General features: G+C 68.0%; 10 protein-coding genes and 2 pseudogenes. 3 read left to right on the forward strand and 9 right to left on the reverse strand.

All coding sequences use genetic code 11. The features are described from left to right. Positions 1–54: 54 nt before the first annotated feature. The 8 genes and pseudogenes from OG302_RS41545 to OG302_RS41580 all read right to left on the reverse strand — a co-directional run bounded on the left by OG302_RS41545 (position 55) and on the right by OG302_RS41580 (position 8,004). On the reverse strand, positions 55–1,773 hold the full coding sequence (locus OG302_RS41545; protein WP_371749929.1) for a cellulose-binding protein: 1,719 nt from the start codon (positions 1,771–1,773) through the stop codon (positions 55–57). Between the two features lie 177 nt (positions 1,774–1,950). Beyond that, positions 1,951–2,241: a hypothetical protein gene (locus tag OG302_RS41550; RefSeq protein WP_371749930.1), complete on the reverse strand. Its 291-nt coding sequence runs from the start codon at positions 2,239–2,241 to the stop codon at positions 1,951–1,953. A gap of 144 nt (positions 2,242–2,385) precedes the next feature. Beyond that, positions 2,386–3,816 (reverse strand): non-reducing end alpha-L-arabinofuranosidase family hydrolase, encoded by a 1,431-nt coding sequence (locus tag OG302_RS41555; RefSeq protein ID WP_371750390.1) that lies wholly within the window; start codon positions 3,814–3,816, stop codon positions 2,386–2,388. 405 nt (positions 3,817–4,221) lie between these two features. Beyond that, positions 4,222–4,392 (reverse strand): annotated as a pseudogene (locus OG302_RS41560) (recombinase family protein); the annotation flags it as partial. 155 nt (positions 4,393–4,547) lie between these two features. Beyond that, positions 4,548–5,975: an MFS transporter gene (locus OG302_RS41565; protein ID WP_371749931.1), complete on the reverse strand. Its 1,428-nt coding sequence runs from the start codon at positions 5,973–5,975 to the stop codon at positions 4,548–4,550. Beyond that, on the reverse strand, positions 5,972–6,628 hold the full coding sequence (locus OG302_RS41570) for a TetR/AcrR family transcriptional regulator (protein WP_371749932.1): 657 nt from the start codon (positions 6,626–6,628) through the stop codon (positions 5,972–5,974). The genes OG302_RS41565 and OG302_RS41570 overlap by 4 nt, the downstream gene beginning before the upstream one ends. Continuing rightward, positions 6,625–7,044 (reverse strand): hypothetical protein, encoded by a 420-nt coding sequence (locus OG302_RS41575; protein WP_371749933.1) that lies wholly within the window; start codon positions 7,042–7,044, stop codon positions 6,625–6,627. The genes OG302_RS41570 and OG302_RS41575 overlap by 4 nt, the downstream gene beginning before the upstream one ends. Positions 7,045–7,110: 66 nt before the next feature. Beyond that, on the reverse strand, positions 7,111–8,004 hold the full coding sequence (locus tag OG302_RS41580) for an alpha/beta fold hydrolase (protein ID WP_371749934.1): 894 nt from the start codon (positions 8,002–8,004) through the stop codon (positions 7,111–7,113). Positions 8,005–8,158: 154 nt separating this feature from the next. On the opposite strand from OG302_RS41580, the gene OG302_RS41585 reads away from it, so the two are divergent. Next, positions 8,159–9,388 carry a glycosyltransferase gene (locus tag OG302_RS41585; protein WP_371749935.1) on the forward strand — a complete coding sequence of 410 codons (1,230 nt, stop codon included), beginning with the start codon at positions 8,159–8,161 and terminating at the stop codon, positions 9,386–9,388. Positions 9,389–10,734: 1,346 nt separating this feature from the next. Here OG302_RS41585 and OG302_RS41590 read toward each other — a convergent pair. Next, positions 10,735–11,319, reverse strand: coding sequence for a TetR/AcrR family transcriptional regulator (locus OG302_RS41590; RefSeq protein WP_371749936.1), 585 nt, complete (start codon positions 11,317–11,319; stop codon positions 10,735–10,737). Positions 11,320–11,513: 194 nt separating this feature from the next. Between OG302_RS41590 and OG302_RS41595 the strand changes: the two genes are divergently transcribed. After that, positions 11,514–12,107 (forward strand): dihydrofolate reductase family protein, encoded by a 594-nt coding sequence (locus OG302_RS41595; RefSeq protein ID WP_371749937.1) that lies wholly within the window; start codon positions 11,514–11,516, stop codon positions 12,105–12,107. A 367-nt stretch (positions 12,108–12,474) separates the two neighbouring features. Next, a pseudogene (locus tag OG302_RS41600) lies at positions 12,475–12,849 on the forward strand (transposase); the annotation flags it as partial. Positions 12,850–12,903: the final 54 nt, after the last annotated feature.

Below are 12,903 nucleotides of genomic sequence, written 5' to 3' on the forward strand. Positions count from 1 at the left end.
CGTACGCCACGGGTGGGTGGCGTTGCTGCCGGGCCGTCAGTCACTCACGCGGTCTCACTTCCCGTGCAAACCCCTGCGGCGACGTCCGCGAAGCACCAGCACGCCGCCGGCAGCGATGACCAGCAGGCCACCGATGGCGCTGTACGTGGCGACAGCGTTGCTCGCCCCGGTGGAAGCCAGGTCGCCGGACGTGCTGTGCGGGGTCGGCCGGCCGACGCGTGCGCCGATCTCCCCCTGCGCACGGGTGCCGGTAGTGCCGGAGGCGGAGACAACCGGCGTGGGGGCGGTCGGCGTGGGGGCGGGCGTCGGCTTGTGAGCGCCTGCGGTCCCCGACGCGGGCTTCAGCTGAAGAGTCGTGATCGAGTACGGCGGCAGCGTCTGTGCGGCCGCCGTGCCCCGCTTCGCCGTCGTCAGGGCGGTGTCTCCCTTGGCATACGAAACGGTCGTGACCGCCCCTGCCGCCGGGGTGTATCCGGCGTACGAGAGCGACACCTGCGCCGCGTTCTGCGGGCTCTTGTTGGTCAGCATGACGTTCAGACGGCCGGTGCTGTTCCGCACCGCGTGCACAGCAACCGACGAGTTGCGCGAGGACGACTTGACCATGGTGTCGCCGGGCTTCGCCAGTGCGGTCAGTGAGCGGATGCCCCAGTAGGTGGGGAAGGGCGTGTCGCGCGGCGGTTCGCACTTCCCCCCGACGCAGGTTCCGGCGGAGAGCACACCCCCGTCCTGGTAGTCGGTCTGGCCGTGGACGGTGGTGGGTGCTTGGTCCGTGCCGTTGTGCAGGTTCCACCAGTCCACATGGGTGGCACCCTGCTCGAACCAGGTCATGTAGGTGTCCGGCGCGAACAGGGCTGCGGCCTGGCTGGTCTGGGCGGGCGAGCCGACGGCGCCGTTCTCGGTGACCGCGATCTCCATCGAAGCGGCGCGCGAGCCCGCGTACTTGGCGATCAGTGAGCGCAGCGAGGACGTGACACCGGCGATCCGGGAGGGGGTGTTCAGCAGGTCGGCCGTGGTGGTGCCGCCCGGATACCAGTGGACGATGGTGAAGTCGATCGACTTTGCCGCGATGGAGAGCACCGTGTTGTTCCAGTCGGCGCTGTCGCCGGGGGCCTTCTCCTTGTCCGGCCAGTAGCCGGGGGTGGTGAGCACCGCTCCGATCTTCACCTTCGGGTCCACGGCCTTCATCGCCTTCGCGTAGGCGACCAGGTTCTTCGCGTACTCCTTCGGGCTCTTGTCGGCGTGCGTGTCGTTTTCCCAGCCCTTGCCGTTGCCGTAGTGCCCGTTGCCGTAGACCTCGTTGCCGATCTCCCAGTACTTCACGCCGTAACCCTTGTCGACGTTGGCGTACTTGACCCAGTCGGCGGCCTCCTGGGGGGTGCCGGAACCGTAGTTCGCGGTCAGGATCGGCTGGGCGCCGACCTTCTTCGCGGTGGCCATGAAGTGGTCGAAGTCGGTGTTGGAGGGGATCCAGCCGCTGCCGTCGCCGTAGGTGTGGGTCTTCCAGTGGTAGTCGTCCGCGCCGGAGCCGCCGGGAAAGCGCAGCTGCCGAACTCCCGCGGCCTTCATCAGCGATGTCACCTTGGCGTCCCCCATGTGCTCGTCGCCGTAGCCCGTGTTGAGGCCCACACCACTGCTGGGGACCGTGCCCAAGGAGGTACCGGCATCCACACGGATGTCGACGGTCGGCGCGGCGCCCGCACTGGGCGCCAGGGCGCCGACGCCGACCGAGGCGGCGAGCGCCGCCACCGCCCCCGCGGCAAGGCGCCGGCGCATCCGGCTACGGCGGGGCGTGCGATCCCAAGGCATCGGCTGCTCGGCGGGTCTCGGGTCGTCTGATGACACGTAATGCTCCGATCAGGGTGTTAACTCAGAGGGCGTAACGCCGCTGACCACGGCTCGCCCTCGTCGGTACGCCCCTAAGTGGCCACTCAGAGCGGAAAGGTTGCCGTCTCAATCGTTCTTTTCGCCGAGACGCGGTCGCACCGTCTCACCGGACCCGGTGATCCCGTGCCCCGGTGCCCCGGTGACACGTCCGGGCTCCCTTCCCACCTCGACGGCGCGAACCACCACATGCTTCCGGCCGCACACCGCCCCGCGGTGGCCGAGCGGCTGAAGCCGGCGGGTCATGAGGTTGATCATCGCGAGAAGCGGCCGCGGCTCTTCGCTTACGGAGACCTTGAGCTGAATGTCTGCCGCAGCCGCGAGGTTTTCCTCATCTACGTCCAGATGATGAGAGTCCACGAAAGAGAGGAACCCCAGCCGACGCGTGGCTGGGGTTCCTCAAGGCGGTGAGTATCGGTCAGCAGGTGGAGTTACCCATGCCGTAGACAGCTCGTCCACGCGGCGGCGGACCGCACCCGTCGCGATCACCGTGGATCAGGCGGGTCAGCGCTGCAGGGTGAGCAGGCCCGGCCGGTACGGCAGTTTCAGGTAGTCGGGTTCCTGTGTGTTGTTTGGAAGGCCCTGGTAGAGGAACTGCAGGTTGCAGGGATCGATGGTCATGGTCTGGTCGGGGTTGTTGCGGATCAGGTCACCGTGGCTGACGCCCTGGGCCCAGGTGGAACCGCTGTTGGCCTGGCCCGCGAAGGGGCTGCTCTCGCTGCCGGCCTGGACGGTCCACGGACCGTTCAGGCTGGAGGCGGTGAACGAGCGGAAGTAGCGCTTCGTCCCTTGCGCCTCAACGATCATGAGGTACTGGTTCTGCCCCTGGACCTTGTAGACCTCCGGCGCCTCGAACAGAAGGTCCCGTGCGTCGCTCATGACCGTCGTGTAGGAGGAGCCGAAGTTGCCCGGGAAGTTCCCGATCGGCATGCTCGCCCGGTAGATCTTGCCGTTGTCAGCGGCGAAGAACAGGTACATGTTCTGGTCGTCGGCGATCATGGTCGGGTCGATCGGGGCGTTCTTCTGGTTCGCGTCGGGGCCGTCGGGGAGGCTGCCGGTGAACAGTGGCTGCCGGGCGGACCAGCCGTTGGGGTTGGTGGGGTCGCTGGACGTGCGGTAGTGGAGCGGCCACTGACCCCACTGGGACACCATCACCCAGATGTTCTTGGGCGCGAAGTAGAACAGTTCGGGCGCCACCGCGTCGTCGTTCATCTGGGTCTGGGTGGCCGCCCCCATGTCCGACCAGTTAGTGAAGGTACTGAACCCCGTCGAGCCCCACTTCGTTCCGTTGGAGGTGGTCGAGTAGACCAGGTGCTTGCCGTTGTACGTGGTGGTGGTGAAGTCCTTCAGCGCGAGCTGCCCGTTCGTCGGTTCCGCCAGCGGGCCGGTCGAGGTCCACCGGTAGGTCGACGGGAGAGCACATGCGTTGCTCGCCCGGGACAGGCCGGTCCACTTCTGGTTGGCGCCGCCGTGGCACGACCAGAGCCGCGCCTCCGTGCCGTTGGCCTTGCCCCAGCTCGAGGCTTCCAGGCACAGCCCGGACCGCACACCGACGATCGTGCCGTCGGGGTTCACCCGCCACTGCTGGTTGTCACTGCCGTTGCACGTCCAGATCTGCACCGGGGTCCCGGCCTTGGTGGCGCCGCCCCGGACATCCAGGCACTTGTTGCCGTAGACGGTCAGCTGGTCGCTGTCCGTCAACGTCCACTGCTGGTTGGTTCCGCCGTGGCAGTCCCAGAGATGCACGTTCGCGCCGTCGGTCTGGCTGGTGCCCGCCACATCGAGACAGCGGCCGGAATCAGCACCGCGTACGTCGCTGGTGGTGGCCGCCTGAGCCGGACCGGCGACGAGCAGCGCCGCTAACGCGGCCAGGGCCGCGACCACGGCGGCGAGCACCGCGGACGGCCGCCTGAGGCTGAAACTACGTCTGCGCATAAGGACCTCGTCATCCTTGAGCAAGCGACTCCGGTCTGGCCCTTCACGGGCTGCCCGGATGCGGGTGTGGCGGAACTCTGGTTGTTCGACATATCGAACGATGGTCGAAGTACCGATCGAGAGAATGCTAGACATCCCATGAATGACGTCAATACTTCTCGCAAGATCCGCGGGCAGAAACGTTCGCAGGCTGAAACCAGGCGGCTTCAAGTCCCATGGTTGTACGGGCCTTTGCCGTGAGGGCCAGGTAGCGGTGCGGGCGCACCAACAGCCGTCGACAGGGGGGGCGGCCACGCTGCACCGCATGTCGCCGCTCTGCCTTGAGGCGTCGCTCGCCAGGGCCTCCATCGTGGACGTGTCGATGCCCTGCTCGATCACGTGCAGCCCGATGTCGCGCTCGCGCAAGTCGGCGCCGAGCGTCACCAGATGGAGCACGGAGCGGGAGAGCCGGTCGAGCCGGGTGACCTTCAACGTGTCGCCCTTGCGCAACAACTGGAGCACGAGGTCGAGCTTCGGCCGGGACGCCTTCGCGCCGCTCGCTGCTGCGAGGCGAGGCGGACGCCGCCGCTCTGGCACAGGAACCTGCGGGCGCTCTGCATCGGTGCCCCGAGGCCCGCCCGATCAAGCTGAACGACTGCCCCTCGCGCCAGCGTCTCCAGATCTCATCCTGCTGAGTCGGCGAAGAGCGGTCTGGTACATGACCGAATCAGCCTGGGTGTGTTCGGCGGTGCTCAACTGTTTGTGTGTCGAGAGGGTGCCGCCTGTGGTGTTGGTGCTTGAGCCAGGCGTGAGGCGGTCGTGTCGTCTCCTTCCTGGTGGGCTGACCGCCGGGGCAGCCGCGACGCGGGCAGCAGGCCGAGAGCGGCGAGTGAGGCCAGGATCAGCAGAGTGGAACTCATGGTTGTAACAGCCGAGCCGGTTGCGCTGGCCGCGATGGCGATGCCGAAGGTCGGCCCGATGTTCATGGCGGTCTGCTTGAGCCCGCCGACGACTCCGGCGTACCCGGGCGGCGCGTCACCGACGACGGTCCCGGTGGCGGTGACCATCACGGTGGCGAACCCGGCACCGATGGCGGCAAAGACTGCAGCCATGGCCATCCATGTGCTGGCGGGACCGAGCCGGGACAGCCCCGCGATGCCGACCACGACGAGGACCGTACCGGCGGTCGCGGTGCGGCGCGCACCGTACCGGCGCAGTGCGGTGACCGCGGCGGGTGAGCCGAGGACCATGAGCACAGTCAGCGGGAGCACGCGCAGACCGCTGGCGAGTGGGTCGAGGCGAAGTACGTCCTGGAGGTAGAACGTGGCCCTGAACAGCGCGCCGAACACGCCAGCGGTGGTGACCAGCAGGATCGCCATCGACGCCGTCACCGATACGGACCGCACTACGGCCGGTGGAACGATCGGGTGCGTGGTGCGGCGTTCGTGCCAGGTGAGCACCGTTGCGACGCCGATGACGGCGAGGAATTCGAGCAGGGTCGGCGCGGCGGTCCATCCCCGCGCGGGTACATCGGACAAGGCGTGGACCAGGATTGCGAGCGCGACCGCTAGCAGGCCCGCGCTGGTGAGGTTGAGCCGTGGAGAGTTGGCACGTTGAGGTGCCGGCGTCCGTACGGCGACGGCGAGAACGGCGATGACGAACGCGAGGGGCACGTTGACCCAGAAGGCGGCGCGCCATCCCAGATGAGCCACGAGAACACCGCCCAGGAGCGGACCGGCCCCTGCCGCTACCGCGATCGCACTGGTGCGGATGGCGATCGGCTTGCCGAGCCGGTCCGCGGGATACGCCAGCCGTAGCAGCGCGAGCGTCGCAGGTTGTAGGAACGCGGCGAACCCGCCCTGCACCGCGCGCAGGACGATCACCCAACCGACGGCCGGCGCGAGCGCGATCCCGGCCGAGGCAGCCCCGAAACCGAGGACGCCGACGAACAGGATGCGCGGGTGCCCGTACCGATCCCCGAGGCGCCCGGCGATCACGAGTAACGCGGCCACGGCGACCAGATAGCTGGTGCTCGTCCACTGGATCTGCGCCACGCTCGCGCCGAGATCACGCTGCATGCCGGGTTGCGCCATGAGCAGGATGGTTCCGTCCAGTGCGACGATCATCGCGCCGACCACGCTGACCAGAAATGCAATCTGCCGCTGTGCGGGTGCGGTCATGAGGTCACCGGGCCGAGGTGGGCGTCCAGAACTGCCGCGATGAGCCGGTCGCGTTGGTTGTCGTCGGGGTCACCGTCCAGCGGTGGGGCGCCGAGGGCGAGTTGCAAGCTGCCCCAGGCCCACAGCTGGGCGATGCCGTGCAGGTTTGACCACAGCGCGGCGGCGGTCACCGCAGGCGGCGGTCCGGCCTCGTTCGGCCCGTCGGCGCGTCGCGCGGCATCCCGCTCTGATCGGCATCGGGCGACGAGTCCGGTGAAGTGTCCGAACAGCGGGAGGGTCGACTCGCGCAGCCTCGGTTGGTCCGATGCCTGCGCCGCGCCGTCGAGCAGGTCGTGCCGCCACATGAGTTCGAACATGCCGCGGCGTTCCAGTGCGTACCCGACGTACGCCCGCGCGAGAGCCTCCAACTGGCCGCGCGGTGTGGTCGTGCCGACGACCGCGGCCTCGAACATGGCTGCTAGATCCTCGAAGCCGCGACGGCCGATAGCCGAGAGCAGCGCGTGGTGCGTGGGGAAGTACCGACGCGGCGCCCCGTGCGACACCCCCGCTCGCCGGGCTATTTCCCGCAGGCCCACGGACGCGGAGCCCTCGGTCAGCACAAGGTCGACCCCGGCATCGATCAACCGCTCCCGAAGGGAGCTCTCATCAGTCATAGACAGTGTCTACTATGCATTCGTAGACACTGTCTACTCATTGAGTGAGTGGTCATTATGCTCAGCGGGTGGCGGGGTCCGCCTCGGCTCGCTCGCTCACGGCGGCACGCTGACCGGGAATGGTCACGCCTGATAGGTCGAGGCGCTTGTTCATGCCGAGGCGGAACGTGCCGTACGGGTTGATGTTCGACCAGAACCGCGCGGTCAGCCCACGCCGGTCCTCGTCGCTCAGCTTCTTCGCCTAGGCCGGCTCGGCGAGTACCCGCTGAAGCAAGCAGGGTGTTGATATGTACGAGACCGCTCTGGAGCAGGTGCAGGGCGAGGATCGAGGTCTCGGCGTGTTCCTTGTCCGGGCCGCTCAGGGCGCCGTCCTTGCCGTAGTGCGGGACGGTGCTCGCGCTGTTCCAGTTCTCCACAACCTGGAGCCCGCCGTGGACCTCCCGGCGGAGGCCGGGGCTGGGGGTTTGGCAGGTCGGCCTGCGTCAGGCGCTGACGAAGTGTTCGACGGGGTTGAGGTAGGGGAGGTCGTCGAGGGACTGGTCGGTGAAGAAGCGGGTCATCAGGTCGGCGAGGTCGCTGTCCCGTTCGATCTGGACCAGGTGGTCGGACTCCTTGATGGTGGTGAAGCGGGCTGCGAGGCCCTCGGCGACACCTCGTCCCACGGCGGGTGGGGTGATGGTGTCGTGTTCGCCGGTGAATACCAGGGCAGGGGCGGTGATGGCCGGGTGGGGCAGGCTCCATGGGTGTGTCAGGAGACGTTCGTGGTGGGTGATGTCCATGGCCAGCTCGCGCTCGGTGAGGCTGGCGAACCTCTGCCCCATGAGGCGGGCTACCGCGGCCCGCCGTCGCACGACTCCGTTGCCGGGCGGGGCCATGAACTGCTGGACCATGTCCTGGGCCATGGCGTCGAACAGCCCGTCGTCGGCCATGCGGCGCCATCGTCTGGCCGACGCGACGTACTCGGGGGAGACCTCCGTCGCGGTGCCGCCCAGCATCAGCCGGGCGATTTTGTCCGGGTGTCGTTGGGCGCAGCGCAGGGCGATGGAGGCGCCGAAGCAGGCGCCGAAGACGTTGACGCGCCCCAGGGCCAGCGTGTCGGTGGCATGGCAGACGGTGTCGGCGAGGAAGTCCATGCCGTACTCGACCGGCAGAGGGTCCGCGCAGCCGTAACCGGGCAGCTCCAGGGTCAGCACGGTGGCGTGCGGCAGCAGCCACCTCTCGTAGCGCAGCCAGGAGAACCGGTCTTGCGAGGAACCGCCGAGGACCACGACGGGCTCGGTGGCCGAGCTGCCCGCCGAGGCGGTGCGGGCCACGAACCGGAAACCCTCAAAGGCCAGTTCGTGCTCTGTTGTCTGAATGTCGGTGCTGTGAGACATCCCGCCTGTATACCGTCGGCGGCCGCTCGCCGAGGGCGTTCTCCGGGCCGGTTCATCCGTGCGGGCGTCAACCCCGCCTCGCCTGTCCGCTCTTCTAGGCGAGGCAGGGGTGCCGCGCCGCTGCCGCCGGGCCGGTGCCTGCATACTCGGCCGCATGCGGACACTGCTGGTCACATGGGGCACGACGGGGGACGTGGTCCCCTACATCGGCCTGGGCGTGCGGCTGAAGGCCGCGGGGCAGGAGGTCGTGGCCGCCACCTCCGCGCGCCACGCAGCCGCCTTCCGCCGCCACGGCATGCCGGTGCACGTGCTTGCGCTGGCCCGGCAGGAGCAGTCCGCGCTGGCCGCCGACCGGTGCGACCGGTGGCAGAGCCCGGCCCGGCTCCGGCGCCGGATGCACAACGCCCAGGACATCGCCCACGTGATCGCCCGTGGAGTCCTCGACGCTGCCGGGCAGGGCGTGGATGCGATCCTCGCGCACCCGCTGGCCCACCCCTTGTGTGCCGTGATCGGCGCGGGAACCGGCCTGCCCTGTACCGGAATCTACACGGCGGCCCCCGGGATGCTCCTGCCCCGGCTCGGCGTCGGCAGCGCGATGCCTGCCCACAGCTACCGGCTCGCCGAGCGCCTGGCCCAAACAGCCATGAGCCCGCTGTACGCTCCCGCCCTTTCCTGGATCAGACGCGAGCTCGGGATGCGGCAGCACAAGAGCGGCACCCTCGCCTCCGTCCTGCGCGCCCAGCGCGTGCTGCACGGATACAGCAGCGCATTGCTGCCCCAGGACACCGCTCTGCCCGAGGGCCACACATGCGTGGGGTACTGGTGGCCGGCCCCAGAGCCTGGCTGGCGTCCCGAGCAACCCCTGGCTGACTTCCTTGCCGCGGGACCCGCCCCTGTGTACTTCGGGTTCGGCAGCGTCTCACCGGGCTCCGCACAGCAGCTGAGCGCCACGATCAAACAGACTGTCCGCAGCCTCGGGATCCGCGCGGTGGTGCAAACTGGCTGGCAGGGCCTGGACGTCTCCGGCACTGACATCCTGACCATCGGCGAATGCCCCCACCACTGGCTCTTTCCCCGCATGTCCGCCCTGGTCCACCACGCCGGGCCCGGAACCGTGGGGGCCGGCCTACGCGCCGGAGTCCCGGCCCTACCGGTGCCCCTCGCACTCGACCAGCCCTTCTGGGCTCGCCGTCTGACTGCCCTGGGCCTGGCCCCCACCTTCCTCAACGCACGCCGTCTGACCGCACGGAAACTGGCCGAGGCTCTGCACACCACCCTGCATGACGAGCGGTATCGCAACCGGTGCTTGGAACTCTCAAGGATCATCGGCACCGAAGACGGAGCGGCAGCCACTGCCGCATCGCTCTCCACCCGTCGGCGGTAGCCGAGGGCTCCGCTGACGGGATTCACAACTGAAGGACGCCCCGCCGTGCGCGCGACTACGCATGTCAGTAGAGAAGGTCGGAGAAGGTCACAGCGGCATACAGGTGACCGAGGCTGCGTGCGGGACGGCTTCGGCAAGAGCGCCGCGGACCTCGTTCCCCTGAACTCAGGGAATGCGCTCGCGTAACACTTCGCGATCTTGCTCGCTGCTCAAGGGCGCGCCACTGCGAGCACGGCGCCGAGACGCTTGTCCTGGCTGCCCGCAACCCTGATCAGACACCGCGCCCAGAACGCGTGATCGTCCGGGCCTCGTACGGGGCCGGGAAGCAGGCCTAGACGGCGTGTTGAGCGAGAGACGCTGCGGCAGTTCAGCAACAGACACCTTGCTTCAGAGGCCCCGTTTGAACCCGATCATCTTTCCGATGGTGACCATGGGATCGGTCGATGGGTGCTCGCAACGCTGACCAGATTCTGGCCATGGGCGCTCCAGGCGGTCCTGGTTGTGAGCATTGGGGTATTCCACTGTCCTGACGTGCTGACCCACCGTGTGCGTATGTGATTTGCTTTCCATGTAAGCGTGTTGGGGCAGGGGTGTCTTATGCCAGTGGAGGCGGGAAGAGGTGCCTGTTGTTTTAAGTAGGACGCAGCGGATCCTGATCGGTGTGGTCGTGGCCGGTGCGGTCGTCATCGCCGGCATCGGTTTCGCGGGATCGTGCACATCCCAGCGTGTCCAAGGGCTGGGCCGACGGCGGTTACCAGAACGCCCCACGGCGGCGAAGACACGGAACACGGGTCGGCCGCCCCGTGCGGATGGCGCCGCGGCTGACCCCGTAGCCGTGTGCGCCGCACCGTCGCCGAAGCGCGCGACCGGCACGTCGGCCGGCCGGTCGCCCACCCCGTCGATAGGATCGAATACGCCCGGCACCTCAAATCCCAAGGCGACTCCCTCGGCGTAATCGCCGCCAAAACCGGCACCCCACGTCCTCGGGCGGGTCGAAGCCCTCGGCGGCCAGGTCCACCGAGCGGTATTGGGCGACGTGGGCGCCACGGCCGCAGCCGTGGTCCAGGAGAACTGGGAGTTTCCCGTGCTGAGTTGGTGCAGGGCCCAGACGAGGTGTTCGACACCGGGTGCGTAGCAGGGCGAGTTCACCAGCGTGCCATCCACGATCAGCGCGGCGTCCTTGCGAAGCCGCCTGTGTTGCCGACGGGGAGCGCGGGTCCGAGCTGGCCGATGGTGCGGTCGGCTGCGGACGTCAACGCCCCGAACGGCGGTGCCAGTTGGCGCCTCGCTCTGGTGTGCCGCTGCAGCGTGGCGCTGCTGGGCTTTACCCGGAGGGGCGTTCGGTCTCAGGTGTCCGCACCTGTGCCCACGAGGCGCCATGCCAGTTCGTCGATCAGTTTGTCGACGGAGTGCGGCGCGAGCAGGTCCGGCACGGTCAGGTCGTCCACGATCAGGCCGACCATGGCGAGATACATCAGGATCACGGCGGTCCGGTCGCCCGGTAGGCCAGCGTCCAGATGGAAGCTGATGTTGCCGTCGAGCTGGGCGGTGAAGAACCGGGTGAGCTCGGCGTGCAGTTCGGGGCGGCGGGTGGCCTCCAGGCGCAGCTCCATCAGGGCGAGCCAGCTGCTGCGGTCCGCGCGCATGCGGCCGAGGAGCTGCTTGAGAAGGGTGGCGACCAGTTCGGCGGAGGCCTTTTCGCTCATGGTGTCGGCCAGTTGGGATTCCTCGGGCGTTAGACGTTCCTGGATGCGGGTCATGACCTGGGCCAGCAACTCGGCGCGATTGGCGAAGTAGTTGGTAGTGGTGCCCTTGGGAACCTCGGCCTGAGTGTCGACCGCGCGCAGGGTCAGGCCGCGTGAGCCCTCGCGGGCCAGGACCTCGATCGCGCCGTCGAGCAGGGCGGCTCGTCGTGCGGGGTTTTGACGCATGACATTTTCCTTCCGGAATCCCGTTGACGCCACTGCGGATGCAGTACTACGTTCTAACCACTTCACTCAGAGTACCGCACCAAGCCGGGCACCTGCCGCTGAAAGGCCAGATGACAGACCCCATCACGCACTTCACCAAAGATCACCGCGCCGAAGCAGGATGCGGCCCCGGATCCGACCACGAGGAGACCCCCATGCGAAAGCTCATCTACTTCATTGCTGTCAGCCTCGACGGATACATCGCGGGCCCCGACGGCTCCGATCCCACCTCGGGGCCGGACGCCTTCTGGCCGATCGGGCAGGACTACGTCGAACACCTCGTCGCCCACTACCCCGAGACACTGCCGGGCCCAGCGCGGAACGCGTTCGGAATCACCGGGAATGGTGCGCACTTCGACACCGTCATCGAGGGACGCAGGACGTATCAAAACGGCGTGGACGCCGGAATCACCAACGCCTGGCCCCACTTGAGGCACCTCGTCTTCTCCCGGTCCCTCGCCGAGTCCCCAGACCCGGGTGTCGAGCTCGTCGGCGGTGACCCCGTGGCCACGGTGCGCAAGCTCAAGGAGGAGGATGGTAAGGACATCTGGCTGTGCGGGGGAGGTGAGCTGGCCGGGGTGCTCTTCTCGGAGATCGACCAACTGGTCATCAAGCTAGCGCCGATGACGATCGGCTCAGGGACGCCGCTGTTCGGGCAGAAGAGGCCGTTTGACCCGACGTTCTTCACCGTGGCCGACAGTAAGATCCTGGAGAGCGGCACTGTCTTCCTCACATACAAGAAGAAATGAGTACATGCGCGAAATAGGCCCACCAGGCACACGCCCCCTGCAGTGACGCTGAGTCCTCTCGATGTGCCGCCAAGGACCGCAAGGTCGCCGTGAAGCGACGGTGTTCGGGGAGCAGGGGCGTCGGCCGCACCGGCCGGTGAGCTCACCGCTGTCTCCGCGCATAGCTCGATTGCCGCGAAATCGGTGAGGACCACGCCGTTGCGGCGCAGCGACAGGCCCGGTACGAGGCCGCCGTGCCGCGGTGCGTACTGGAGGGCGCTCGGCAAGGTCGAGCCTGCCAAGCCGGACAGAGCGAGCTCTTGCTCTCCAACCAAGCGTGAGCCGTCGCACCGCAGCCAGCTGCCGTTTACCGCTGGCATGATGCGCGGTGACCTCCATGCCGGGTCGCGGTCAGGACCGGTGCCCGCATCCTGGCCGAGGTCGGCGACGCCAGCCGTTCCCCACCGCCGCCCACCTGGCTTCTTATGCGGGACTGACCCCCGCCATCCACCGCTCCGGGACCTCGATCGGCGGCGAAGGACCACCCCGCGGCGGCAACAAACAGCTCAAACGCGCTCGGTTCCTCGCCGCGTGCGCCTCTCTCGGCAGCCCCGAATCCCGCGCCTACCACGACAGGAAACGAGCGGAAAGGAAGCGCCACAACGCCGCTCTCATCTGCCTCACCCACTGCCGCGTCGACGTCCTGCACGCCATGCTCAAGCACTGCACCCTCTACAAGCCCCGGCACGAACAAACAGCCTGACCAAGCCCACAGGCCTCGACCGAACAGATAGAAGCACCCCCGGCCGTGCAGTTG

Origin of the sequence: Streptomyces sp. NBC_01283, assembly GCF_041435335.1 — a bacterium.
Classification (GTDB): domain Bacteria; phylum Actinomycetota; class Actinomycetes; order Streptomycetales; family Streptomycetaceae; genus Streptomyces.

Excerpts from the sequence above, each read along its gene's own strand:
- OG302_RS41570 (WP_371749932.1), bottom strand. The coding sequence starts at position 6,628 with ATGACTGATGAGAGCTCCCTTCGGGAGCGGTTGATCGATGCCGGGGTC.
- OG302_RS41545 (WP_371749929.1), bottom strand. The coding sequence starts at position 1,773 with ATGCGCCGGCGCCTTGCCGCGGGGGCGGTGGCGGCGCTCGCCGCCTCG.
- OG302_RS41585 (WP_371749935.1), top strand. The coding sequence starts at position 8,159 with ATGCGGACACTGCTGGTCACATGGGGCACGACGGGGGACGTGGTCCCC.
- OG302_RS41555 (WP_371750390.1), bottom strand. The coding sequence starts at position 3,816 with ATGCGCAGACGTAGTTTCAGCCTCAGGCGGCCGTCCGCGGTGCTCGCC.
- OG302_RS41595 (WP_371749937.1), top strand. The coding sequence starts at position 11,514 with ATGCGAAAGCTCATCTACTTCATTGCTGTCAGCCTCGACGGATACATC.
- OG302_RS41590 (WP_371749936.1), bottom strand. The coding sequence starts at position 11,319 with ATGCGTCAAAACCCCGCACGACGAGCCGCCCTGCTCGACGGCGCGATC.
- OG302_RS41565 (WP_371749931.1), bottom strand. The coding sequence starts at position 5,975 with ATGACCGCACCCGCACAGCGGCAGATTGCATTTCTGGTCAGCGTGGTC.
- OG302_RS41580 (WP_371749934.1), bottom strand. The coding sequence starts at position 8,004 with ATGTCTCACAGCACCGACATTCAGACAACAGAGCACGAACTGGCCTTT.